At 74.4% G+C, this 23851-nt stretch carries 21 protein-coding genes; 14 read left to right on the top strand and 7 right to left on the bottom strand.

The window, feature by feature from the left end; genetic code table 11:
- The coding region (locus IEZ12_RS02570) for a GTP-binding protein (protein ID WP_229847173.1) at positions 1-475 on the top strand (475 nt) is incomplete at its 5' end.
- 47 nt (positions 476-522) lie between these two features.
- A complete protein-coding gene (locus IEZ12_RS02565) occupies positions 523-1656 on the top strand; it encodes an FAD-dependent monooxygenase (RefSeq protein WP_189270550.1) in 1134 nt (377 codons plus the stop codon).
- A gap of 54 nt (positions 1657-1710) precedes the next feature.
- On the opposite strand, the gene IEZ12_RS02560 is transcribed toward IEZ12_RS02565, so the two are convergent.
- From IEZ12_RS02560 to IEZ12_RS02545, 4 genes are read right to left on the bottom strand one after another with little or no spacing between them, the layout of a single operon-like run.
- Positions 1711-2604, bottom strand: coding sequence for an SAM-dependent methyltransferase (locus IEZ12_RS02560; RefSeq protein ID WP_229847172.1), 894 nt, complete (start codon positions 2602-2604; stop codon positions 1711-1713).
- A complete protein-coding gene (locus IEZ12_RS02555) occupies positions 2595-3251 on the bottom strand; it encodes a cysteine hydrolase family protein (protein WP_189270549.1) in 657 nt (218 codons plus the stop codon). Before IEZ12_RS02555 ends, IEZ12_RS02560 begins: the two co-directional genes overlap by 10 nt.
- A complete protein-coding gene (locus tag IEZ12_RS02550) occupies positions 3248-4375 on the bottom strand; it encodes an isocitrate/isopropylmalate family dehydrogenase (RefSeq protein ID WP_229847171.1) in 1128 nt (375 codons plus the stop codon). Before IEZ12_RS02550 ends, IEZ12_RS02555 begins: the two co-directional genes overlap by 4 nt.
- Before the next feature lie 29 nt (positions 4376-4404).
- A complete protein-coding gene (locus IEZ12_RS02545) occupies positions 4405-4935 on the bottom strand; it encodes an EF-hand domain-containing protein (RefSeq protein ID WP_043910738.1) in 531 nt (176 codons plus the stop codon).
- Between the two features lie 394 nt (positions 4936-5329).
- Here IEZ12_RS02545 and IEZ12_RS02540 point away from each other — a divergent pair, with 394 nt between their 5' ends.
- Positions 5330-6766, top strand: coding sequence for a glyceraldehyde-3-phosphate dehydrogenase (locus IEZ12_RS02540; RefSeq protein ID WP_189270547.1), 1437 nt, complete (start codon positions 5330-5332; stop codon positions 6764-6766).
- Between the two features lie 83 nt (positions 6767-6849).
- Here the strand turns inward: IEZ12_RS02540 and IEZ12_RS02535 are convergent, their stop codons facing one another.
- Positions 6850-7449: an ABATE domain-containing protein gene (locus tag IEZ12_RS02535; protein WP_189270546.1), complete on the bottom strand. Its 600-nt coding sequence runs from the start codon at positions 7447-7449 to the stop codon at positions 6850-6852.
- Positions 7450-7586: 137 nt separating this feature from the next.
- Between IEZ12_RS02535 and IEZ12_RS02530 the strand changes: the two genes are divergently transcribed.
- Positions 7587-8342 carry an MBL fold metallo-hydrolase gene (locus IEZ12_RS02530; protein WP_189270545.1) on the top strand — a complete coding sequence of 252 codons (756 nt, stop codon included), beginning with the start codon at positions 7587-7589 and terminating at the stop codon, positions 8340-8342.
- Positions 8343-8349: 7 nt separating this feature from the next.
- Here the strand turns inward: IEZ12_RS02530 and IEZ12_RS02525 are convergent, their stop codons facing one another.
- Positions 8350-8907 carry a hypothetical protein gene (locus tag IEZ12_RS02525; protein ID WP_189270544.1) on the bottom strand — a complete coding sequence of 186 codons (558 nt, stop codon included), beginning with the start codon at positions 8905-8907 and terminating at the stop codon, positions 8350-8352.
- Positions 8908-9014: 107 nt separating this feature from the next.
- Between IEZ12_RS02525 and IEZ12_RS02520 the strand changes: the two genes are divergently transcribed.
- Complete coding sequence (locus IEZ12_RS02520) at positions 9015-9467, top strand: hypothetical protein (RefSeq protein WP_189270543.1); 453 nt, start codon at positions 9015-9017, stop codon at positions 9465-9467.
- 77 nt (positions 9468-9544) lie between these two features.
- Positions 9545-11710 carry a DEAD/DEAH box helicase gene (locus IEZ12_RS02515; protein WP_189270542.1) on the top strand — a complete coding sequence of 722 codons (2166 nt, stop codon included), beginning with the start codon at positions 9545-9547 and terminating at the stop codon, positions 11708-11710.
- Between the two features lie 3 nt (positions 11711-11713).
- Here the strand turns inward: IEZ12_RS02515 and IEZ12_RS02510 are convergent, their stop codons facing one another.
- Positions 11714-12721, bottom strand: coding sequence for an NADP-dependent oxidoreductase (locus IEZ12_RS02510; RefSeq protein WP_229847170.1), 1008 nt, complete (start codon positions 12719-12721; stop codon positions 11714-11716).
- A 194-nt stretch (positions 12722-12915) separates the two neighbouring features.
- On the opposite strand from IEZ12_RS02510, the gene IEZ12_RS02505 reads away from it, so the two are divergent.
- From IEZ12_RS02505 to IEZ12_RS02470, 8 genes are all read left to right on the top strand, one after another.
- Positions 12916-13617, top strand: a complete 702-nt coding sequence (locus IEZ12_RS02505; protein ID WP_189270540.1) for a hypothetical protein — start codon at positions 12916-12918, stop codon at positions 13615-13617.
- A gap of 21 nt (positions 13618-13638) precedes the next feature.
- A complete protein-coding gene (locus IEZ12_RS02500; RefSeq protein WP_189270539.1) occupies positions 13639-14529 on the top strand; it encodes a LysR family transcriptional regulator in 891 nt (296 codons plus the stop codon).
- Positions 14530-14771: 242 nt separating this feature from the next.
- A complete protein-coding gene (locus tag IEZ12_RS02495) occupies positions 14772-15395 on the top strand; it encodes a GNAT family N-acetyltransferase (RefSeq protein ID WP_189270538.1) in 624 nt (207 codons plus the stop codon).
- Positions 15396-15440: 45 nt separating this feature from the next.
- A complete protein-coding gene (locus IEZ12_RS02490; protein ID WP_189270537.1) occupies positions 15441-17594 on the top strand; it encodes a WD40 repeat domain-containing protein in 2154 nt (717 codons plus the stop codon).
- A gap of 110 nt (positions 17595-17704) precedes the next feature.
- Positions 17705-20506 carry an AfsR/SARP family transcriptional regulator gene (locus IEZ12_RS02485; protein ID WP_189270536.1) on the top strand — a complete coding sequence of 934 codons (2802 nt, stop codon included), beginning with the start codon at positions 17705-17707 and terminating at the stop codon, positions 20504-20506.
- Between the two features lie 230 nt (positions 20507-20736).
- Complete coding sequence (locus tag IEZ12_RS02480; protein ID WP_189270896.1) at positions 20737-21297, top strand: hypothetical protein; 561 nt, start codon at positions 20737-20739, stop codon at positions 21295-21297.
- 78 nt (positions 21298-21375) lie between these two features.
- On the top strand, positions 21376-23316 hold the full coding sequence (locus IEZ12_RS02475) for a WXG100-like domain-containing protein (RefSeq protein ID WP_189270535.1): 1941 nt from the start codon (positions 21376-21378) through the stop codon (positions 23314-23316).
- A gap of 47 nt (positions 23317-23363) precedes the next feature.
- Positions 23364-23851, top strand: a 488-nt coding sequence (locus IEZ12_RS02470; protein WP_229847169.1) for a hypothetical protein, incomplete at its 3' end; no start/stop codon positions are given.

Below are 23851 nucleotides of genomic sequence, written 5' to 3'. Positions count from 1 at the left end.
CAGCGAGGTCGCCCCGCTGCGCACCGAGGAGTACCTCACCACCGCCAGCGTCGGCGTGGACGACCTGGCCGGCGTCGACCAGAAGACCACCACCACCGTCGCCCTGGACTTCGGCCGGATCACCGTCAGCCCCGAGCTGGTGGTGTACCTGTTCGGCACGCCCGGCCAGGAGCGGTTCTGGTTCATGTGGAACGACCTGGTCAACGGCGCGCTCGGCGGCGTCGTCATCGCCGACACCCGCCGGCTGGAGACCAGCTTCGCGTCCATCGACTTCTTCGAGAGCCGCGGCATCCCGTTCGTGGTCGCGATCAACTGCTTCCACGGCGTCAACACCCGCACCGACGAGGAGATCCGCGCCGCGCTCGACCTCGACCCGCACGTGCCGATGATGGTCGGCGACGTCCGCGAGCGGACCTTCGGCCGGGACGCGCTGCTCGCCCTGGTCGACCACCTGATGGCGCTGCCCGTCGGCTGAACCCCCCTGGGCCACCGCGCCCCAACCCCGAACCACCGGAGAAGACCATGGCAACACCCCTGCGTGTCCTCGTCCACGGCGGCGGCATCGGCGGACTCACCCTCGCCGTCGCGCTCGCCCGCCGCGGCCACAGCGTCGAGGTCGCCGAACTCCGCGAGCAGTTCGACGCGCTCGGCGTCGGCATCATCCAGCCCTCCAACGCGCTGCACGTGATGCGCGAGATCGGCCTCCTGGAGGACTGCCTCGCAGTCGGCTTCGAATGGCAGGTGCTGACCATCTGCGACCCGGCGGGCAACCCCGTGGCGAAGATCCCGCAGCCGCAGATGGACGGGGCCCCCGCCAACAACGGCATACCCCGCCCCGCGCTCGCCCAGGTGCTCGGCCGGGCCGTCGCCGACGCCGGCGCGACCGTCCGGTTCGGCACCACCATCGCCGACCTCACCGACGACGGCGAGGGCGTCGACGTCACGCTCTCCGACGGCAGCACCGGCCGCTACGACCTGGTGGTCGGCTTCGACGGCATCGGCTCCCCGCTGCGCACCCGCCTGTACGGCGACCGGTTCCGCCCCGAGTACACCGGCTTCGCCAACTGGCGGGTCACCCTGCCCCGGCGGGCCGACCTGCAGGGCGTGCTGATGAGCACCGGCAACCTCGCCGCGAAGGCGCTGCTCACCCCGATCACCGACGAGCTGATGTACCTGGGCTCGGTGTTCTCCGAGGCCGAGGACTTCCGCCCCGACCCGGAGCGCGCCCACGAGCAGCTCGCCGAGCGGCTGGCCGACTTCACCGGCCCGATCGCCGAGGCGCTCGCGCAGATCACCGACCCGTCCACCGTGGTCTACTCGCGGATCTCCCAGGTCACCGTGGACGCGCCCTGGCACGTCGGCCGGGTGGCGCTGGCCGGCGACGCCGCGCACGCCTCCACCCCGCACCTGGCGCAGGGCGCCGCGATGGCCGTCGAGGACGCCCTGGTGCTCGCCCAGGAGCTGGACGCCGCCGACTCGGTGCCCGCCGCGCTGCAGGCCTGGGAGGACCGCCGCCGCCCGCGCGCGATGTTCGTCCAGTCGCTGTCCCGGGCCATCCTCAAGCAGGAGACCGGCACGCCCACCACGCCGGAGGAGGACGAGCTCCTCACCATCGGCATCCCCGGCGCCGCGCACGTGCTGGTCAAGCCGTACTGATCCGGCGGCACGGAAGCGGGGCCGGGCAGCGACTGCCCGGCCCCGCTTCCGACGTCAGCGGCCCTTGACGCAGGTGATCCAGCGGTTCGCGGCGAGCGCGTCGTCCCGCTCCGGGCGCGGCGCCCGCGGCAGACCCGCCGCGTGGTCGAACGGCGTGCGGACGGTGGTCGCCCAGCCGAGCGCGCCCAGGTGCGCCGCGGTGTCCGGCCGGGGCCCCGGGGCGAACAGCGACAGCAGGTCGACGCCGATCCTGGTCCGGGCGGCCGTGTACACCGGATTGGCGCGCACCTTCGCGACCTCCATGCCGACCTTGACCTCGTACGCCAGCGTGGAGCCCGGCGCGCTGAGCTCGTCCAGCTCGCCCGCCACCCGCAGCTCGGCGTCGGCGGGCAGGTACAGGAACAGCCCCTCGGCGAGCCAGGCCACCGGCTGCCGCGGGTCCAGCCCGGCGTCGGTGAGCGCCTGCGGCCACGGGCCGCGCAGATCCACCGGCACCGTCCGGCGGCAGGCCGTCGGGACGGCCTCCAGCTCGTCCAGCACCCGCTGCTTGAAGGCCAGCACCTCCGGCCGGTCCAGCTCCCACACGGTGGTGCCGGGCGGCCACGGCAGGCGGTGCGCCCGGGAGTCCAGCCCGGCGCCGAGCAGCACCACCTGGCGCACCCCGGCCCGGACGGCCGTCAGCAGGTGCGCGTCCAGCACCCGGGTGCGCAGCGCGAAGTAGGCGGCCAGCCGGCCCCACAGCGGGTCGCCCGGGGCGATCTCGTCCGGGTTCAGCGGCCAGTCGGCGCAGCCGGGGTCGGCGCGGACGAAGTGCTCGGCGAACGCGTCGACGGCCAGCGCGTCGGGCCGGCGGGCCTCCAGCGCGCGGGCGTGCGCGACCAGCAGAGCGGTGCGGCCGACGCCGGCGGTGACACCGGGGTCGTCCAGGACGGGGGCGGTCAGAGGCACGACTGACCCACCCGGTCGGTCGCGGCGGCCGGCGCGGGCAGCTCCGGCAGGGTGAAGGGCTGCCCGTCGGTGAGGTCGGTGATCCGGGCGCCGTACACCTTGGCCATGAAACGCAGGACGTCCTGGTCGGCGAGGTGGAGTGCGGCGGTGCAGTCGCTCAGCACGGTGAGGTGGAAGCCCAACTGGAAGGCGGTGCGGGCGGTGGAGTCCACGCACACGTCGGCGAACAGGCCGGTCAGCACCAGGTGCTGGATGCCGCGGGAGCGCAGGTGCGGCTCGAACGCCGGGTCGAGGAAGGCGTCGAAGCAGGCCTGCTTGGTGAACACCGCCTCGTCCGGGCGGGGCACGGCGGCGTGGAACTCGGCGCCCCAGCTGCCCTCCAGGCACTTGGGCCGCTTGCCGAGCGCCGCGTCGCGCCGCTGCCAGGCCGGCCCCTGAAGGGCGACGTCGCCGAGGAAGCGGACGAACAATACCTCGACGCCGAGCGCGCGGGCCCGGTCGACGGCGGTGGCGGTGCGGGCGGCGACGCGGGCCAGCCGGTCGGGATCGCCGGGGAAGCGGGCGGCGGCGACCGGCCCGGCGCAGAAGTCGTTCTGCAGGTCGACGACCACCAGGGCCGTCGCCGTCGCGGTGGTGCCGGTGCTCATCGGGCGCCCGCCCGATCGGTGCCCGAAGCGGCGGCGACCCGGGCCGAGGCCGACCTGGCGGCGGGCACGAACGGCTTTAACGCGACGCTCAGTTCGGCCAGCACCGCGTCCACCACCTCGGTGGTCCCGGCGGCGCCGCCGAGGTCGGGGGTGAGGACGCCGCGGGCCTGCGCGGTGGCCAGCGCCGCCTCGACGGCGGCCTCGGCGCCCGGACAGCCGGCATGGCGTTCGGCGATCCGGGCGGCGGCCCGGACGGTGGCGACCGGGTTGACCAGATCGCGCCCCGCGAGGTCGTCGGCGGAGCCGTGCACGGTCTGGTACTCCGTCAGCCCGTGCAGCTCCGGGTGGAGGTTCACGTTCTCGGTGCAACGATTCTCCTGCCGCTCCGCGCCGTACCGGTCGAGCAGCACCACGTGCATGATGTCGGCCCATTCGTTGCCGGCGACCAGCACGGTGCGGTCCTCGGGGCCGTGGGTGATCAGATTGCGGTTGACCGTGTCGGGCTGGAACAGCGAGATCTCGATGCCGAGCTCGGCGGACAGCGCGGCGGCCCAGTCGTCCAGCGCGCCGTCCAGCAGGTGGAACTTGTAGGCCATCTGGACCCGTGCGGGGCCCTCCGGCCACAGCTCCCGGGCGCGGCGGACCGCGTAGCGCACCACCTGCTCGGTGACGGCGCGGCTGAACTCCATGGTGCGCACCACCCGGCCGGGGGTGTGCCGGTTCTCGCCGGTGTAGAACCCCTGGGCCTGGTCGCGGACCAGCAGCAGCCGGGCGCCGGCCGCGGCGAGCGGCTCGACCTTGACGGCGGCCAGGCGCTGGCGCACCAAGTACAGCGACTGGGCGTTGATCGCGGTGCGGAACACGGCCCGGACGCCGGCCGCCGCCTGCTCGCGGCAGAACTGCTCGTAGTGCGCGGCGTCCAGTGCCGTCAGGCGGGTGATCTCGGCGGTGTCGGCGCACTCGGCGCGCAGCGAGACGTACGAGTGGTAGAGCCGCGGTGACCGCACCAACTCGGCCTCCACACCGTGCAGTCGGGTGATCCGGTGGAGCACCCGCTCGAAGACGGGGGCGAGGTCCGGTCCGGTGCCGCGGCCTACGGCCAGGGCAATGAGCGGTGCGGTCAAAACGGGCTCCTTCACAGCGGGTGGAGAGGTCAGACCGGATTCGGGACCAGGCGGTCGCCGGCGATGCCGACCTTCTCGGGCGAGTAGTAGTCGCGAATGCCCTGGGCCCATACCGCCACCGTGATCCGATCGGTGGCGTCCGGGCCGAAGGCGTCGAACAGGGCCTCGATGTTGGGCACGTCGAAGCCGATCGCGGTCATCAGGGCGAGGAAGCGGGGCCGTTCGATCAGGCCGTCGCCGTCCGGGTCGCCGAGCGCGGCCAGCGCGTCGGCGAACACGGCGGCGCTGGCGCCGAACAGATCCGGGTTGAGGACGAAGCCGCGGAACTCCGTGGGGGTGACCAGGCCGTCACCATTGACGTCCAGCGTCTTGGCCATCACCTCCCAGTAGTTGCTGATGCTGTCGGCCAGCGCCTGCCGGTCGGCCTCCGATGAGTCCGTCGCGACCTCCAGGACGCGCTCGGTCATCAGGTCGAAGTCCTCGGCGTCGAGCACCCCGTTGTCGTTGGCGTCGAACAGGGTGAACACCAGCGCGGCCCGCTGGTAGGCCAGGTGTGGCATGGACGGCCGTCCCTTCCTCGCGGCGGCCCGGCCTCGGACGGCCGGACCTGCACCCCGGTGACGGGCGGCCGCCCGGCCGGGGCTCCCACTCTCCTCCATCCACAGGTGCCAAGTGGCCGAAAATGACGAGACATCACCCCGGGGGGTGACGAATTCGACGTGGGTGACCTTGGTCACGCCCGGTCGGGGCCGGAATTGGGCTGACGGTCCGTCAGATTCGGTACCGAGCTGCACCGGAGTGGGCGGAGAGTGTCAGAGGTGTGGCCGTGATCACGTCCGGACGACCTCGTCCGGCGTACCACCGCTGGTCAGCGAGGGGACCACCCCGTCGTCGACCGGTCGGCCGAAGCTAGCATGGGGGCGCCTAGCTCGGCCTACCCTCGAAAGTTGAATTGTGACTGTCAACGACGACGTGTTCACGGACTGGAAGAACCGCGAGGAGCTCGCGGAGTCGATGATCCCGATCATCGGGAGGCTGCACCGCGAGCGGGACGTCACCGTCCTGCTGCACAGCCGCTCCCTGGTGAACAAGTCGGTGGTCAGCATCCTGAAGACCCACCGCTTCGCCCGGCAGATAGCCGGCGAGGAGCTCTCGATCACCGAGACCTTCCCGTTCCTCCAGGCGCTCACCGCCCTCGACCTCGGCCCGTCCCAGATCGACCTGGGCCTGCTCGCCGCCGCCTACCGTGCGGACGGCCGCGGCCTGAGCGTCGAGGAGTTCACCGCCGAGGCCGTGGCCGGCGCCACCGGCGAGAGCAAGCTGGAGCGCCAGGCGCCCCGCGACGTGGTCCTGTACGGCTTCGGCCGGATCGGCCGCCTGCTGGCCCGCCTGCTGGTCGAGAAGGCCGGCGGCCTGCGGCTGCGCGCCATCGTGGTCCGCAGCGGCGGCGCCGACGACCTGGTCAAGCGCGCCTCGCTGCTGCGGCGCGACTCGATCCACGGCCAGTTCCAGGGCACCATCACCGTGGACGAGGCGACCAACACCATCGTCGCCAACGGCAACGCGATCCAGGTGATCTACTCGAACGACCCCAGCGAGGTGGACTACACCGCGTACGGGATCGACGATGCGATCCTGATCGACAACACCGGCCGCTGGCGCGACCGCGAGGGCCTGTCGAAGCACCTGCGCCCCGGCATCGCCAAGGTCGTGCTGACCGCCCCGGGCAAGGGCGACGTCCCGAACATCGTGCACGGCGTCAACCACGACACGATCAAGCCCGACGAGCAGATCATCTCCTGCGCGTCCTGCACCACCAACGCGATCGTCCCGCCGCTGAAGGCGATGGAGGACGAGTACGGCGTGCTCCGCGGCCACGTGGAGACCGTCCACTCGTTCACCAACGACCAGAACCTGCTGGACAACTACCACAAGGCCGACCGTCGCGGCCGTTCCGCGCCGCTCAACATGGTCATCACCGAGACCGGCGCCGCCTCCGCCGTCGCGAAGGCCCTGCCGGACCTCAAGGCGAAGATCACCGGCAGCTCGATCCGGGTCCCCGTGCCGGACGTCTCGATCGCCATCCTGAACCTGCAGCTGGCCCGCGAGACCACCCGCGAGGACGTCCTCGACCACCTGCGCGACGTCTCGCTGACCTCCCCGCTGAAGCGGCAGATCGACTTCATCGACTCGCCCGACGCGGTCTCCAGCGACTTCATCGGCTCCCGCCACGCCTCCATCGTGGACGCGGGCGCGACCAAGGTCGAGGGCGACAACGCGATCCTCTACCTGTGGTACGACAACGAGTTCGGCTACTCCTGCCAGGTCGTCCGGGTCGTCCAGCACGTCTCCGGCGTCGAGTACCCGACCTTCCCCCGCCCGGCCGCGTAACGCTGCCCCCTGCGGTTCCCAGCGGACCCCGTTCGGCCTTTCCGGCCGGGCGGGGTCCGCTGCTTTCGGCTCCTGACTGCGCGTCAACCCTTGTTGGTGGCGCGCTTCTTGGCGTAGGCGCGGGCCGCGCGGACCCGGTCGCCGCAGCGGGTGGAGCACCAGTGGCGGGCGGCGTGGGTGCGGACGAAGAACCGGGTGCACGGGGCGCCGCCGCAGGCCGCGAGCCGGTCGGCGTCCGGGCCGGTGAGCAACTCGGCTGCGTCGGCGGCGAGTTGGGCCATCGCGTGGTCGGCGATCCGGTCCGCCGGGTGGGGGAGGGCGCGGTGCAGGCCGCGTTCGGCGTCCCAGTGCAGCAGCGGCGCGGACGGGGTGGCGGTGAGCGCGGCGTTGACGGCGGCCAGGGCGTCGGCGGGGGCCGGCCGGTCTGCTGCCCTGGCCTCGATCAACGCCCTTATCGCGGCGCGGAGTTGATGGATGCGGTCGGTGCACGGCCGGTACACCCGGCCGCCGACCGGGGCGAGGTCGTGGTCGATCAGCCAGGCGGTGGCCGTCTCCGGTGAGCCGATCAGGTCGAGCGGGCCGGTGGGCAGGCTGAGCAGCGAGTTGGCGAAGTCCAGCGCCGGGTGCTGCTCGGCGCCCGGGGCGGGCGAGTGGGCGGGGGTGGCGGTGCTGCGCTGGCTCATGGGCCTCATGGTAGAGGCCTCCGTCGCAGGTGAGGAGTGCTGCGTCCGCCGTTTCTCACGGAATCTCTTGCAGTTCCTCGTGATGACCCGTTAGATTCCTCTCACGGTAAACCACTCTCTCTCCCGTGAGGTGCGTCATGACTGCTGTTGGCCCCGCCGTCCAGGTCTTCGGAGGCCCCACCGCGCTGATCGAGTACGGCGGCCTGCGCCTGCTCACCGACCCCACCTTCGACGTCGCCGGCGAGTACCCGCTCCCCCGCGGCGGCGCCCTGGTCAAGACCCGCCCCGGCACGATCGACCCCGCCGGCCTCGGCCCGATCGACGCCGTCCTGCTCTCCCACGACGAACACCCCGACAACCTCGACCACAGCGGCCGGAAGTTCCTCGCCGACGTCCCGCTCACCCTCACCACCCGCGGCGGCGCGGAGCGCCTCGGCGGCACTGCGAAGGGCCTCGCCCCTTGGCAGAGCGTCGAGTTGACCGGCCCCACCGGTGAGCCGATCACCGTCACCGCCGTCCCCGCCCAGCACGGCCCCGACGGCTGCGAGCCCGTCACCGGCGAAGTCATCGGCTTCGTCCTGACCGGGCCCGGCCTGCCCGTCGTCTACGTCTCCGGCGACAACGCCTCCCTCGACGTCGTCGAACGGATCGCCCAACGCCACGCCCCCGTCGACACCGCCGTCCTGTTCGCCGGCGCGGCCCGCACCGGCCTCTTCGACAACGCGCTCCTCACCCTCGACAGCGCCCGCGCCGTCGAAGCCGCCCGCCTCCTCCGGGCCCGCCGCGTCGTCCCCGTCCACTTCGACAGCTGGGCGCACTTCACGGAGGGCCGCGAGCCGCTCGTCGCAGCCTTCGCCGCCGCGGGCCTCGCGGACGTCCTCGATCTGACCTGATCCGGGGTCAGGGCTGCCCGCCGAGCCCCAGCTTCTTCACACCGAACGGGGAGAAGATCATGTGGGCGGCCCAGCCGTGGTGGATGACCGCGATCTGGGACGGCAGGGGCGTCACCGGGTAGTGGGCGATCCCCCGCGACCAGTTCATGAGCAGGCCCTCGGTGGTGTCGACCGCGGCGACCACCATCGTCACGTGGAGATTCCCGTCGCCCCACGTGTTCCACAGGGCCCACCCCTCCGGCCGGGCCTCCACCCCGAGCCGCGCGCACGCCTCCTCGTAGGTCTCCGTCATGCCCTCCGGCATCGCGCCGGGACGCAGGACCACCACGCCCGCGAGCTTCAGGTCGGGCCGGTCCGCCTCCTCTTCGAGGCAGCCGTCGCCGCGGAAGTGGTAGCGGCGAAGCCCTCGGGAGAGCGCGTGCAACGCCCGCTGCAGGGGCGTCCCGTTCTCCGCGTCCCGGTCGTCCGCGAGCAGGTCCTCGCCCCAGGCGGCGTTCGTCACCGCCCTGGCCAGCCGCTCCAGCTCTTTCAGGTGGTCGAGTTCGGAGAGTTCAGGTCGTGTCACGGCGGCCAGTCTCGCAGCGCCGCCCGACCGCGGGCACCTGGATTTCCGGGCCGGGCAGGTCCGGGTCGGGTGCCCAGGAGCGGGCCGGGTGCGGCGACAATCGGCTCATGAGCTTTCTGCAGGAGAAGGTGGAGCGGAACGACCTGATCAGGGTGGCGGTCACCGGATCGCCTGCCGCGCAGCAGTTCACCGCGATCGTCGAAGAGGTGTACTCGGCACGGGTTTTTCGGGCCGAGGCGGGATCGGAGATCCGCTTCGTCGGCAAACCGCCGCACTGGGGCCAGCGGCCGCTCGTCGTGGGCCAGCGCGCGCTCCTGTTCGTCTCCCGGATCTCCGGCAGGTGGTACGAGGACGCCTGGGAGGGCGACCTGCCCATCGAGGAGATCGACGGCTCCGAGTGCGCGCTCCACCGGGTCGCTCACGAAAGGGTCCTGGCCTTCGACGGCCTGCCCGACGCTCTCCGGGCCGGCAGCCGGCCGCACCCCACGCTGCCGATCACCACGTGCTTCGAACTGGCCGCCCTGGAGCGCCACCTGACGGGCCTCATCGAGGGCCGGTGACGCGTTCGGCCTGGTGACGGGGCCGACTGCCACAATGGCCCGCGATCGGTGGGTTCGGGCGAGGAGGCGTGGGGTTCATGGGAAGTGGGCGGCGGGCCAGGGAGGTCGTGGGGCGGGCGGGGCGGTTGCGGGAGGCTGCGCGAGGGGTGGTGGCGGAGCGGGCGGCGGCGGTGGGGGCGGTGGTGGACGCCCATGCGCGGGTCTTCCGGGGGCTGGTGCGGGCCGAGCTGGAGGGGATACCGGTCGAGCGGCTGAAGGAGGTCACGGAGGGGCGGCTGCAGACCGGGGTGCTGGCGGGGGCGGGGTACCGGACGGTCGCGCAGGTGTGCGGGGTGAACGCGCAGGAGCTGGTGCGGATTCCGGGGATCGGGGGGCCGACGGCGAGTCAGCTGGTCGGGGCCGCGCGGCAGATCGAGGAGGCGGTGGAGCGGAGTACGGCGGTGCGGATCGATCCCGCCCGGCCGGACGAGGGGAGCACGGAGCTGCTGGTCGCGCTGCACCGGCTGGTGGTGGCCGGGCCGGGCGCGCGCCGGGCGGCGGCGGAGGCCGCGGAGCTGGACGAGCTGCTCGCCGCGCCGATGGAGGCGGCTCGGCCGGCCTGCAGGTGGGTGCGGGGGGTGCTCGCCGGGGCCGGGCGGCGGGCGGAGGCGCGGCGGGCGGTCGAGTCGCTGGAGAAGCAGGTCGCGTTCGCCGAGGCCGACGGAGTCCCGCTGCGGCTCGCCCAGGCCGGGGCCGACCTGTTGCGGCCGGGGGCGGGGGAGGTGGAGGTCCGGGTCGAGTTCGAGCACCGGGCCGCCGAGTTCTACGCCGAGTTGGCGCTGCTGGAGGAGGAGGGGCGGCTCAGCGGCGTCGAGCGGGGCGGCCGGGGCGCCGCCGAGGGGCATCTGCCGGACGGGCTGGCCGAGCAGGTGCGGGCCGAGCCGCTGGACGACCGGGGCTGCACCGTGTCGCTGCGCGGCTACCAGGCGTTCGGGGCGCGGTTCGCGCTGGCCCGCAGGCGGGTGATGATCGGCGACGAGATGGGGCTGGGGAAGACCGTGCAGGCGCTGGCGGTGCTGGCCCACCTGGCGGCGGCGGGGGAGCGGCGCTTCCTGGTGGTGTGCCCGGCGTCCGTGCTGGTCAACTGGCAGCGGGAGACGGCGGATCGGACCACGCTGGCCGCGCACCGGTACCACGGGCAGGAACGGGAGACGGCCCGCGCGCAGTGGCTGGAGCGGGGCGGCGTGCTGGTCGCGACGTACGAGTCGCTGCGGACGCTGCCCGCGGACCCGGTCGCCGCGCTGGTGGTGGACGAGGCGCACTTCGTGAAGAACCGGGCCGCGCTGCGCACCCGGCTGGTGGCCGAGTGGGCGGGGCGGACCGAGCGGGTGCTGTTCCTGACGGGCACGCCGATGGAGAACCGGGTCGAGGAGTTCCGCACGCTGATCGGCCACCTCCAGCCCGAGCTGCTGACCGAGCTGCCCGCGAGCCTCGGCGTGGCCGGGTCGGTCGCCTTCCGGCGGGCCGTCGCGCCCGCGTACCTGCGGCGCAACCAGCAGGACGTGCTGACCGAACTGCCGGACGTGGTGCGGGTGGACGAGTGGGACGAGCTGTCCGGTCCGGACCGGGAGGCGTACGCCGCGGCGGTCGCGGAGGGCAACTTCATGGCGATGCGCCGCGCCGCGTACGCGCGCCCCGCGCATTCGGCGAAGCTGCGGCGGCTGCGCGAGCTGGTCGCGGAGGCGGCCGAGAGCGGGCACAAGGTGGTGGTGTTCTCGTACTTCCGGGAGGTGCTGGCCACCGTCCGGGACGCGCTGGGCGAGGTGGTCGCCGGCACGGTCGCCGGGTCGGTGGCCGCCGAGGCGCGGCAGGAGCTGGTGGACGCGTTCACCGCGGCGGACGGCCACGCGGTGCTGCTGTGCCAGATCCAGGCGGGCGGGCTCGGCCTCAACCTGCAGGCCGCGAACGTGGTGGTGCTGTGCGAGCCGCAGCTCAAGCCGACCCTGGAGGACCAGGCGGTGGCCCGGGCCCAGCGGATGGGGCAGATCCGCCGGGTCCGGGTGCACCGGCTGCTCGCCACGGACAGCCTGGACCGCGGGCTGGTGGAGCTGCTGCGCGGCAAGGCCGAGCTGTTCGACAGCTACGCGCGCCGCAGCGAACTGGCCGAGTCGGCCCCCGAGGCGGTGGACGTCTCGGACCGCGCGCTCGCCGTACGGATCGTGGAGGACGAGCAACTGAGGCTGGCAGCGAAGGAGTCGGCCTAGACATCAGAGGCGGACCAGCATCTTGCCGGTGTTCGCGCCGGTGAGCACGCCGAGGAAGGCGTCCACGGTGCGGTCGAAGCCGTCCAGGACGGTCTTGGGGGAGATCACCCGGCCGGAGCGCAGGTGCGGGGCGAGCAGCTCGTACAGCTCCTCCTGGGCGTCCATGTGGTTCCGGACCAGGAAGCCCTCCAGCCGGATGCTGCGGCCGACCAGCTCGAACAGGTTGTGCGGGGCGGCGGGCGGTTCGGTGGTGTACTGGGCGATCGCGCCGCACCAGGCGATCCGGCCGAAGTCGCGCATCGCGCCGATCGCGGCGGCCAGGTGGTCGCCGCCGACGTTGTCGAGGTAGACGTCGATGCCGTCGGGGGCGGCGGCGGTCAGCAGGTCGGCGACCGGGCCGTCGTGATAGTCGAACGCGGCGTCGAAGCCGAGCTGTTCGGTGAGGAAGGCGGTCTTCGCGGGCGAGCCGGCCGACCCGATCACCCGGCGGGCGCCGAGCAGGCGGGCCAGCTGGCCGGCCGCGGTGCCGACGCCGCCGGCGGCCGCCGAGACGAACAGGTCCTCGCCGGGTGCGAGCCTGGCGATCCGGGTCAGGCCGACGTACGCGGACAGGCCGGTGCCGCCGAGGACGCCCAGGAACGCGCTGAGCGGGACGCCGGGCAGGTCCGGCAGCACCCGCACGTCCGCGCGGGTCACCACGGCGTGGGTGCGCCAGCCCTGGCGGTGGATCACCGTGGCGCCGACCGGAAGCGCGGCGCTGCGCGACTCCACCACCCGTCCCACCGACCGGCCCTCCAACGGGGCGTTCAGCTCCCAGCCGCCCTCGCCGCCCTCCATCGAGCCGAGCATGTACGGGTCCACGGACAGGTAGGCGTTCTCCACCAGCGCGCTGCCCTCGGTGAGCGGCGGCAGCTCGTCGTCGACGAAGGCGAACTGCTCGGCGGTGGGCATGCCGTCCGGGCGGGCGACCTGGTGGATGGCACGGGCGGTGCGGGTGGCGGTGCGGGACATGGCGAACACTCCTGCAGAAGAAGGGGGTTGACGAGAGGAAACGCTAGGCCGGGCGGCGCGGCCGTGGCAGGGGGCGGCGTCGATGGCTGGGGCGGATCCATGAACGGCGCTCATGGCCGGCGCCGGTCCGGAACCCGAACCCGCGTGCGTGCGTCCAAGGCCCGTCGGTTCGGAGGCGGGGAGAGGATTCGGGAATGGCAGCGGCACAGCGGTACTGGTTCGCGCTGATGGTGTGCGGGGTGCTGCTCGCACTGTCCCTGCCGTTCTATCTGACGGTCAGTCAGGCCTGTAGTCCGGCGCCGTCCGTGGAGGGGTTGTCCATGTGCGCCGCGCCGGTCTGGTCACCGGTGGGGATCCTGGGCAGCTACGAGCTGGCGCACCCCGGGGCGCTCAAGCTGTACTGGCTGATCGCCCTGGTGGGCGGCAGCTGTGCGCTCGGCTGGTGGTACCGGCGGGCGGGGAACGGGCGGCGGGCCGCGGCGGGTGTGGCGGTCGCGGTGCTGCTGGCGGGTGCCACGACGGTCCTGACCCGGGCGGACTGGCACGGCTTCCGGACGGCGTCGGCCTGGGGGGAGTCGGCCGAGCTGCTCCGCTTCAACGGGGCCACGCCGCTGCTGGTCATCGGCGCCGTGCTGCTCGCGCTGGCGGTCGCCGAGCGCAGCGCGGGGCTGTCGGCCTTCGCGGTCGGGTTCTGCGGGCTGGCCTACGTGTTCGCCACCCGCGACTCGTTCGGGGTGTTGCACGACCTCGGCGCTCCGGTCGACGTGCTGAGCGACCCGGCGGGAATCCGGCAGCTGCTGAACCTGGCGATACCGGCCGCGGTGCTGCTGGTCGCGGCGGGGGTCGCGTACGCCGCCGGCGCCCCGGGCCGTCGACGCTCCCGGTCGGCGGCGTAGCCGAGGCCGTACGCTGCGAAGGTGGCAGAGGATCTGGTCCCGCAGGAGCTGCGGGTGTTGGTGGCGGTGGCCGACCGCGGCAGTTTCACCGGCGCGGCGGAGGCGCTCGGGCTGACGCAGTCGGCGGTGTCGCACGCGGTGCGCGGGTGCGAGCGCAAGCTGGGCGCGGTGCTGTTCGAGCGGGGGCGGCGCGGGGCGGCGCCGACGGCGGCGGGGGAGCGGGTGGTGGGGCACGCCCGCCGGATCCTGCGACTGCTGGCGGCGCTGCCCGGGGAGGCCCGGCAGGGGGAGCCGGGCGGGCCGCGCGGGAAGGTGCGGATCGTGGCGTTCCGCAGCGCGGCCGGGCGGGTGCTGCCGACGGTGCTGGCCCGACTGGCGGTCAGCTGCCCGGAGTTGGAGCCCGAGGTGCGGGTGGTGCGGGACCTGGGGCGGGGCACCGCGGGAGAGGTCGCCGACGGCCGGGCCGATCTGGCGCTGGCCACGCTGGGTGCGGCGATCCCGGCGGGGCTGGTCTCGGCGCCGCTGTACCGGGAGGGCTACGCGCTCGCGCACCAGCAGGGCCACCCGGACCCGCGCAGCCTGCCGCTGGTCGACTGGGACGAGAACTGCGGCTCCTACACGGCCGATTGGTGGCGCCGACAGGACTGGATCCCGCCCGCGACCATCAACGTCTCCGACGACACCGTGGTGCTCTCGCTCGCCGCGCAGGGCCTCGGCATGGCCATCATGCCGATGCTCACCCTGGACCGGCTGCCGGACGGGCTCGCCGTCACCGACCTGGGCCCGGAGCGTCCGTCCCGGCAGGTCGGCTACGTCACCACCCCGGAACTGGCCCGGACCGCGGCCGTGCGGGCCGTGGTGCGGGAGCTGCGCGCCGTCGCCCTTCCGGCGGGTGCGAGCGCGGAGCGGTGAACGGGGCGTCCCGCCGCCCGTAGCGGGGGCGCCCGGCCCGGGAGAGAGAGTGGGCCGGGTGGGCGGCGGGACTGGAGTGACGAACCCCGCCACTGAGTCTGCGAGCCCGGGCTCACGTTCCACTAACGTCCCGCTGACGTGCGGGAACAGCCGTGGGATGTGGTTGACTTGACGAGTGGTCGAAGGGCCGGGGAGGGTGTGCCGGGGTGGCACGCGGGCCCCGGAGGCGACGGGGGAAGCCGATGAGAGCGCTCGCCGAGGTGCGGGACGATCCGCTGACGGACGACGGGCTGCTGCTGCGCAGGCCGCGGCCCTCGGACGCCGCCCTGGTGCACCGCGGCACCCACGACCCACTGGTGCGCGAGTTCCTGCAGGCGGTGATCCCGCACCGGGACGAAGCGGCCGCCGAGCGGTGGCTGACCGAGATCCCGCCGATGCTCTGGCAGACCGGCCGGGCCGCCTACTTCGCCCTCGAAGCGATCGGGGAAGAGACCGGGGAAGAGACCGCGGAAGCGGTCGGCGACGAACCCGGCGCGGACGTCGGACGGGCCATCGGCTGGGGCGAGTTGGTGAACCTCGACCCGGAGCAGGACAGCGCGGAGATCGCGGTCTGGCTGCTGCCCGAACACCGCCGGCTGCGCACCGCGAAGAGCGCGATGCGGCTGGTGTGCCGGTTCGGGTTCGAACGGATCGGCCTGCGCCGGATCGACGCCTTCGCCGCCGCCGACAACATGCCCAGCCAGCTGACGGGCGCCGCGATCGGCTTCCGTCGGGCCGGATACCTCCCCGCGCTGTTCCGCAGCTCCCGCACCCAGCGGCTGCACGACGCCGTGTACGCGACGCTCGTACCGGAAGACCTCTGCTGATCCACGGGGTCCCCGACACCCCGCACCTGAACCAGGAGTGACGACATGTCAGAAAGCAGCCTCCGGCTGGAGGACGGCGCGCTCGGCGAACTGCTGATCACCCCCGAGGGGTTCCGCGCCGTCCGCGACGGGCAGGAGCGCACCGGCCGGGTCGACGCCGCGCTGATCGTCCGCGTCCTGACCGCCCTCGGCGAGGCCCCCGCGCCGGCGCCCGGCGCCCCCGCCCCCGCGGCCGGCCGCCGGTTCACCGTCAGCGGCCTGAACGGCCGGGCGGACCGGCAGTGGACGGACGGCACCGCCGCGCCCGTGCCCGCCGCCGTCGCCCCGTTCGCGACCCTGCTGGCCCAGATGTTCGGCGAGCCCGGCGAGCCCGCCGCGCTGCCCGGCGCGGTCGCCCTCGGCCACCCGGCCGCGCAGACCGCCCGCAGCGCCGCCGCCGTCGGCACCGTCGGCGGCCGCGCCGCGTACGCGCTGGTCGAGGAGGACGGCTCGTTCGGCCTGACCGCGCTCGACGACGCCGCCCCGCTCGGCGGCTCCGACGCCGACGCCGGCCTCGCCCCGTCGGCCGTCGCCCTCGGCGAGGCCGGCGGCCGCTCGCTGTTCGCCGTCGGCGGCACCGACGGCTCGGTGCAGGTCTGGGACGCCACCACCGGCCAGGTGGTGCACGGCTCCACCGGCGGCGAAGGCGCCCAGGCGGTCGCCGCGCTGATCTGCCGGGACATCCCGGTGGCGTTCTCGGCCGGCCAGGGCGGCGACCTGCGGGCCGTCCGCGCCGACGACGGCCGGGTGCTCGGCAACCTGCCCACCGGCGGCCACGGCGCCACCGTGCTGCGCGCCGCGCACTGCGCCGGCATCGACCTGCTGGCCGCGGCCGCCGCCGACGGCACCGTGCGGGTCTGGGACGCCGGCACCGGCGACCAGCTGCACCTGCTGGTCGGCCACCGCGGCGAGGTCCGCTCGATGGCCGTCCTCACCGTCGACGACCAGGCCGTGCTGGCCACCGGCGGCCACGACCGCACCGTACGGGTCTGGGACCTCGCCACCGGCCAGCCGGTCGCCGAACTCGCCGGCCACACCGGCACCGTCACCGGCCTCGCCTTCATCACCCTCGACGAGCGCCCCGTGCTGGCCTCCTGCGCCCTCGACGGCACCGTCCGCACCTGGGACGTCTACGACGCCCGCCCGCTGCACGGCTGGCCCGCCGGCGGCTGGCTCACCGCGCTGGCCGCCGCCGACGGCGTCCTGTACACGGGCGACGAGACCGGCCGGATCACCGCCTGGGACGCCGCCACCGGGCAGGCCCGCACCGACGCCGCCCCGGCCGGCCGGCCCGGCAGTCCGCTCGCCGCGCTCGTCGCCGGCGCCCTGCACGGCCGCCCCGTGCTCGCCGCCGGCTTCGGCGACGGCACGCTCGCCGCCTGGGACGCCCCGACGGGCCGTCAACTGCTCGAAGTGGCGGCCGACGGCGGCCCCGTGCACAGCCTCGACCTGACCGCCGACGGCCCCGACGGCCCGCTGCTGGTCTGCGGCACCACCGCCGGCGCCGTCCGCAGCCACCGCCTCGCCGACGGCGTCGCGCACCCGCTGCCCGTGCCGCACGCCGGCCCCGTCACCGGACTCGCCTTCACCACCGGCGACCAGCCACTGCTGGCCTCGGCCGGCCGCGACGGCGTGATCGCCGTCCGCGCCGCCGCCACCGGCGACGACAGCCGGCGCTTCGTCACCGGCCACGGCCCGATCACCGCGCTGGCCGCCGTCCTGGCCGGCGGACAGCCGATCCTCGCCACCGCCGGCGAGGACCTCAAGGTCCGGATGTGGCACGCCGGCAGCGGCGCCGCCGGACCGGTCTGCGAAGGCCTCACCCGGCCCGCCGAGGTGCTGTCCTTCACCGAGATCGGCGACCGCCCCACGCTGATCGCCGGCACCTCCGACGGCAACGTGCTGGTCTGGGACGTCCAGAGCGGCCAGCGCACCGCCCTGCTGACCGGCGGCGGCGCGGCCGTCCGCGCCGTGGTCGGCCGCGAGCTCGACGGCGAGGCGCTGCTCGCCGCCGGCGACGCCGCCGGCACCCTGCGGCTGTGGCACCTGACCAGCTCCACCCTGCTCAACGAGGCGGCGCTGGACGGGACTCCGCTGGCCATCGAGCTCGACGAGGCCGGACTGCGGATCGTCACCCCGGGCGGCGCCGTCACCCTCTGACGACCTGTCCGGAGCGCCGTCGGAACGGCCCTGATTTTATGTACCGGATAACGACCCGGTAGCCTCCGTCACCGGACACGACTCGGGGGGGAGTTGAGGGGGTTACTGCGGTGAAGTTCCGGCTGCTCGGGGCCGTTTCGGCGGAGGACGCCGACGGCGGCGAACTGCGACTCGGACCGGAGAAGCGGCGCAGCGTGCTCGCCTTGCTGCTGCTGCGCCGCAACCGGGCGGTCTCGGTCGCCCAGCTCACCGAGGCGCTGTGGGTCGCCGAACCGCCCGCCAACGCCCGCACCGTGGTGCAGAGCCACATATCCCGGCTGCGCGCCCTGCTCACCGAGCAGGGCGCCACCGGGCACGGCGTGCAACTCGCCACCGCCGGCGACGCCTACACCCTGCAACTGCCCCAAGGGCGGCTGGACGTCGAGCAGTTCGACACCCTGGTGGCCGCCGCCCGGGTCGAGCCGCACTCGGTGGACGTCGCCGACGCGCTGGAGCACGCGCTCGCGCTGTGGCGCGGCCCCGCACTCACCGGAACCGTCGCCAGCCCCCCGCTGGAGGCCTGGCGGCACACCCTGGAGGAGAACCGGCTCGCCGCCGTCGAAGCCCTCGCCGAGCACTACCAGCGGCTCGGCGACCCCGCCCGGGCCGCTGAACTGCTGCGCGCCGAGACGGTCGCCCACCCGCTGCGCGAATCGCTGGTCTCCGCGCTGATGCTCGCGCTGTTCCGGGCCGGACGGCAGTGCGACGCCCTCGACTGGTACCACCGCACCCGCGAATCGCTGGCCGACCGGCTCGGCGTCGACCCCGGCCGGGCGCTGAACGCCGCGTACGAGCGGATCCTGCGCGGCGAGCCGGTGCCCGAGACCCCCGCACCGGTGGCCGCACCCGCACCTGCACCCGCACTCGTCGCCGTACCCGCGGCCGCTCCGCCCGTCGGGTACGTGATCCCGAAGCCCGCCGGCCCACCCGCGATCGAGAACCTCCCCGCCATCGACCTGCTGCCGCGCGCCCCGCGCGGCTTCCACGGCCGCGACGCCGAACTCGCCACCCTGGCCGACGCGGTGCGCGGCGGCCCCGACGGTGCGATCGCGCTGATCACCGGACCCGCCGGGGTCGGCAAGACCGCCCTCGCCCTGCACTGGGCGCACCGCAACGCCGGACGCTTCCCCGACGGCCTGCTGTTCGCCGATCTCGGCGGCTTCAGCGACCGGCCCGACCGCGACCTGGACGAGGTGGTCGCCGAATTCCTCGCCGCGCTCGGCGTCGCCCGCGAGGACCTGCCGGCCGGCACCACCGCCCGCAGCGCGCTGTACCGGCGGATCACCACCGGCCGCCGCCTGCTGGTGGTGGTCGACAACGCCCGGGACACCGCCCAGGTCCGGCCGCTGCTGCCGGCCGGCGCCGACTCCGTCGCCGTGGTCACCAGCCGCAACCGGATGCTGGGCCTGGTCGCCGCCGAACTCGCCCGCCCGCTGCCGCTCGCCGTGCTCGGCCCCGAGGAGTCCACCGCGCTGCTCGCCCGGGTCCTCGGCCCCGCCCGGATCGCTGCCGAACCCGACGCCGCCCGGGAACTCGCCCGGCTCTGCGACGGTCTGCCGCTGGCCCTGCGGATCGCCGCCGCCAAGGTCGCCGCCGACCCGCGCCGCGGCCTCGGCGCGATCACCGCACAGCTCCGCCACGAACAGCGCCGGCTCGGCCACCTGGCCGCCGAGGAGATCAGCGTGGCCAGCGCGCTGCGCATCTCCTACGAGCAACTCCCGCCCGCCACCGCCCGGTTGTTCCGCGCGCTGGGCTTCCACCCCGGCCCGGTGATCGACGCGTACACCGCCGCGGCGCTCGGCGACCTGGAACCGACGGCCGCCGCCGAGGCACTGGAGCAGCTGGCCGCCACCCATCTGGTCACCGAGACCGACGGCGGCCGCTACACCCTGCACGACCTGGTGTGGCTGTACGCCCGCGACCTGAGCAGCCGCAGCCACCCCGCCGAGCAGCGCCTCGCCCGGGAGCGCCTCGCCGACCAGTACCTGTACACCGGCCTGGCCGCCGTGCAGATCGCCGAACCCGGCAGCAAGCCCTGCTGCGAGCCCCCGGCGGGCAGCCACCGGCCGCGCGCCGTCGCCGAGTTCGAGAACGCCGACGAGGCGATCCACTGGCTCGGCGCGCACCGCGAGACCCTCGCCCACGTGATCGCCGGGGCCTCGCCGGAACGGGTCTGGCGACTCGTCCTCACCCAGTGGCCGCTGATCCTGCGGCGGCTGCGCGACGGCTGGGTGTCCCAGCTGGAACACGCCCTGGACGCCACCCTGGAGTGCGGCGACCTGGACGGCGAGAGCCAGGTCCGTGCCATGCTCGGCTGGGTGCTGGTCTCCAACCGCCGCCTGCCCGAGGCCGTCACCTGCCTGGCTCCGGCCGCCGAACTCGCCGCCCGGGCCGGCAACCAGGTCGGCCGGTCCGTCGCCCTGGTCAACCTGGCCGCCGTCCAGGCCGAGCTCGGAGACAACGCCGCGGCCGGCGCCAACCTCACCCAGGCCCTGGAGATCGCCCTCGCCATCGGCCACACCCACACCGTCACCCTCGCCCTCCAGCACCTGGCCCGCCACCTGCTGGTCACCGGCCGCCCCGCGCAGGCCATCGAACGGGCGCTGTACGGACTGGAGTTGATGAAGGACCAGATCCCGTCCTCGCGCCGGGTCCTGCTGCACACCAGTTGCGGCGAGGCGCTCTCCGCCCTCGGCCGCCACGCCGAGGCCCACAGCCGCCTCCAGGAGGGGCTCGCCGAGGCCGAGCGGATCGGCCACGACGAGGCCACCGCCGAGGTGCTCAGCGCCCTTGCCGCCGCCGAGGACGCCGCCGGACAGGCCCAGGCGGCCTCCGCCCACCGGCGACGGGCGGCGGAACTCGGCTCACCCTGAGCCGAGTTCGGCCCTGCTCCGGGGCCTCCCGCCGGCGGGCGACACCGACGCGTTAGTGAGGCGCAAGCGGAAGGCAAACCGCTGCCGCCAGGATGAACACGTGCGGCAGCCGCAGGTGCGCGGGATTGCCCGTGGCACCGCGTTCGGCCCCTCGCTCACCCGGTCGCCCGGGTCCCCCCTGCAACGGTTCGCACCGTCGGGGAGCAGGAATCGGGAGAGGGCGGGACGAGATGGCCGGCGACGGCGTGAACATCGACCTGGACGAGGTCCAGGCGGCAGCCAAGACGATCGCAGCGCTGCTGGAGGAAATGCAGGGCCCCTTTGCCCAGTTGGAAGCCCACATCAACATGGTCGCGGACTCCGTGTACGGGACCGACCTGCTGGGCAAGGCGCTGACCGGCGGAAGTTCCTCGGTCGGCGGGTTCAACAAGCACCAGAAGGACGTGCTGGCGGGCATCAAGTTGCTGCTCTCCAACGCCACCACGATGGGCGCCAACCTGCAGACGATGGCCGCCCGCCACCAGGCCAACGACGAGAGCCACGCCAGCGAGCTCAGCCGGATCACCACCGGCGACGGCACCCCGCTGACTCCGACCACGCCGGCCGTGTCCCCGTCGCCCACGCCCACGCCCACGCCGGCCCCCGCGCCTGCCCCTGCTCCCGCCCCGGCGCCGCAGCCGGACCCCGCGGGCTACCACACCCAGGACGGGCCGTCCCTGGACTACAACAAGCCCAAGCCGCCGGAGCCGCACGGCCCGGTCGGCGGCGGCCCCGGCCGCAACCTGATCTGACGCACGCCGCCCGACCGCACCACGGCGGCTGATCCGGTGTCAGCCGCCGCTCCCACCATTCGAGAGAGCTTCCCCGCCATGATCGAGCTGCCGGCCGACCTCGCCGATGTACTCAAGACCGTGCGGAAGAACGAGAACGGTTCGGACATCTCGTTCCCCGACGGCAACGAGGACCTGATCGCCGACCTCGCCGTCGCCTGGGACAAGTGGAACCAGATCGCGGACACCCACATCCGCGGCATCGCCCAGGCCGCCCAGCGCGCCATGTCCTGCATGTCCGGTTCGGCCGCCGACAGCTTCCAGCAGTACCTGCAGAAGTTCGCCGGCGGAGACGCCTCGCACGTCGCCACCACCGTCAAGGCCGGCACCGACATCGCGAACGGCCTGCACGGCGCGCACCAGGCGATGATCGACACCAAGAACGAGATCATCCGGGAACTCGACTACGCCAAGACCTACATGGCGCAGAACCCGGCGGGCAAGAAAGACGACATCGCCAACTCCGAGGGCATCAAGCAGGCCGCCAGCCTGTACCACCAGTACGTGGGCGGAGTCAGCTCCCAGGTCGACGGCATCCTGCGCAACAACGCCAACCACATCGCCGACATGAACGGCATCGGCAAGACCTGCACCCTCAACGGCGGCGGTGGCGGCGGTGGCGGTGCGGGCGCCGGTGGCGGAACGGGCCTCGGAATCGACGGCGCGGGTGGCGGGCCCGGCGGCGCGGACGGGGCCGGCGGCGGTGGCGACGGTGCGGGCGCCGGGGCCGGTGGCGGCGCGGGCGGCGGTGCCGGGGGAGGCGCCGGGGGCGGCGCGGGCGGTGGCGCGGGCGGCCACGGCGGGCCGAAGACGCCCAGCATCATGAAGCCGTTCACGCCGCCGCCCATCAGTCACATCCCCGACCTGACCTCGGGCAACAACCACCCGCCGACCTTCACCCCCCTCCCGGTCAGCCCGAAGGGCTCGCTCAACCTGGCCGGCCTCGGCGACCTGGGCTCCGCCGGCACCGGCCTCGGCCTCGGCGGCTCCGGCCTCGGCGGGAGCGGCGGCCTCTCCGCGTTCGGCGGCGGTGCGGGCGGCGGTCTCGGCGGTGGCGGCCTCGGCGGCGGCGGGGCGTTCGGCGGCGCGGGCGGGATGAGCGCGGGCTCCTTCGGCAACGCGATGGGCGCGATGGGCCGGGCCGGCGGCGCGCTGGCCGGATCGGGCGCCGCCGGCGGCATGCGCGGCGGCGGTGGGGCCGGTGGCGCCCGCGGCGGGGCGGGCGCCGGTGCCCGTGGGGCGGCGGCCGGTGGCGTCGGCGGAGCCCACGGCGGCGGCATGGGCGGCGCCGGACGCGGCGGCAAGGGCGAGAAGAAGGGCGCCAACCGCTTCCTCGGCCCCACCCGCTTCGGCGCGGACGGCACGGAGGAGGAGGCGCTGCTGCACGACAGCGGCATCCTCGGCCAGGCCGGCGAGGTCGACCCGCGCGACCGCAACTGGCAGCGCGCGCGCCGCCGTTGGATGGACGACGCCCGCGCCGAGGGCGTCCTCACCGCACCCGAGCCGGAGCCCGTGGCGGCCGCCGAAGCGACGGCCGGGGCCCCCGCGAGCGAACAGGCCGTCCTCAACCAGCTGGCCGGCGTCCTGCTCGGCACCCCCGCGCCCGGCGAGGGCGCGGAGGCCGGGGCCGGTACCGGGACGACGGCGGTCGCGACCTCTGGGGAGGCGGTGACGCCTCGTCAGGAGAGCGTGGCGGCGTCGTCGAGCTCGTCCGGGTCGACCGGGTCGTCCGGTGAGTCCAAGGCGGGAGCGGACGCCGAGTACCTGGAGCGTGCGCGCAGTGCCGCCGTCCGGCGTGGGCACGGCGAGGTCGCGGGGACGGCGGCCACGCCGGCGACTCCGGCGGGCGGGGCGGCTCCCGCCGCTGCCGCTGCCGCTGGCGCGAAGCCGACCCCGATCCGGGAGGAGGGCGGCTACCAGGTCCCCAGCCCCTTCCTGCGCGCCGCACTCACCCGCCTGGCCGCCCCCGCAGCGGACTGACCGCAACCGCCCCCTCCGCGCCGATCCGCACCCACTAAGGAACCTCCATGAGCAACGACGTGCCCTGGTTCGCACTCGACCCCGACGTCGAACCCGCGCACACCGTGCGCATCCCCGAAGGTGAGCGGATCGGCGTGGAGGCGCCGATGTTCGGCGACGCCGCGCGGGTGGGCTGGCTGGAGCCGGATGTGATGCCTGCTCAGCGGTTTGATGGTGGTGTGCCGGTGTCGGAGGCGGCGCGGGTGGGGTGGGCGGATCCGGATGTGGTGCCTGCGCAGCGGGTTGAGGGGCATTCGCCGTTTACGGAGGCGGCGCAGGTCGGGCGGTTCGAGCCGGATGTGATGCCCGCGCAGCGGATCGACGGTGGTTCGCCGATCTCGGAGGCGGCGAAGGCCGGATGGCTCGCACCGGACGAGATGCCCGCGTACCGGGTCGGGACGACTGTCGGGGAACCGATGGAGACGGCGCGGTTGAAGGCGTCGGAGGGTGTGCCGTTGGGTGACACGTTCCCGGCGATGCCTGCTGAGACGGCGCG

This window comes from Kitasatospora griseola (assembly GCF_014648555.1).
Taxonomy (GTDB): Bacteria; Actinomycetota; Actinomycetes; order Streptomycetales; family Streptomycetaceae; genus Kitasatospora; species Kitasatospora griseola.
This window is presented reverse-complemented; position numbering and strand designations above follow the sequence as displayed.

Coding starts and splice junctions, on each gene's coding strand:
- IEZ12_RS02565 (WP_189270550.1), top strand. CDS start 523: ATGGCAACACCCCTGCGTGTCCTCGTCCACGGCGGCGGCATCGGCGGA.
- IEZ12_RS02555 (WP_189270549.1), bottom strand. CDS start 3,251: ATGAGCACCGGCACCACCGCGACGGCGACGGCCCTGGTGGTCGTCGAC.
- IEZ12_RS02545 (WP_043910738.1), bottom strand. CDS start 4,935: ATGCCACACCTGGCCTACCAGCGGGCCGCGCTGGTGTTCACCCTGTTC.
- IEZ12_RS02535 (WP_189270546.1), bottom strand. CDS start 7,449: ATGAGCCAGCGCAGCACCGCCACCCCCGCCCACTCGCCCGCCCCGGGC.
- IEZ12_RS02530 (WP_189270545.1), top strand. CDS start 7,587: ATGACTGCTGTTGGCCCCGCCGTCCAGGTCTTCGGAGGCCCCACCGCG.
- IEZ12_RS02520 (WP_189270543.1), top strand. CDS start 9,015: ATGAGCTTTCTGCAGGAGAAGGTGGAGCGGAACGACCTGATCAGGGTG.
- IEZ12_RS02515 (WP_189270542.1), top strand. CDS start 9,545: ATGGGAAGTGGGCGGCGGGCCAGGGAGGTCGTGGGGCGGGCGGGGCGG.
- IEZ12_RS02510 (WP_229847170.1), bottom strand. CDS start 12,721: ATGTCCCGCACCGCCACCCGCACCGCCCGTGCCATCCACCAGGTCGCC.
- IEZ12_RS02505 (WP_189270540.1), top strand. CDS start 12,916: ATGGCAGCGGCACAGCGGTACTGGTTCGCGCTGATGGTGTGCGGGGTG.
- IEZ12_RS02495 (WP_189270538.1), top strand. CDS start 14,772: ATGAGAGCGCTCGCCGAGGTGCGGGACGATCCGCTGACGGACGACGGG.
- IEZ12_RS02490 (WP_189270537.1), top strand. CDS start 15,441: ATGTCAGAAAGCAGCCTCCGGCTGGAGGACGGCGCGCTCGGCGAACTG.
- IEZ12_RS02480 (WP_189270896.1), top strand. CDS start 20,737: ATGGCCGGCGACGGCGTGAACATCGACCTGGACGAGGTCCAGGCGGCA.
- IEZ12_RS02475 (WP_189270535.1), top strand. CDS start 21,376: ATGATCGAGCTGCCGGCCGACCTCGCCGATGTACTCAAGACCGTGCGG.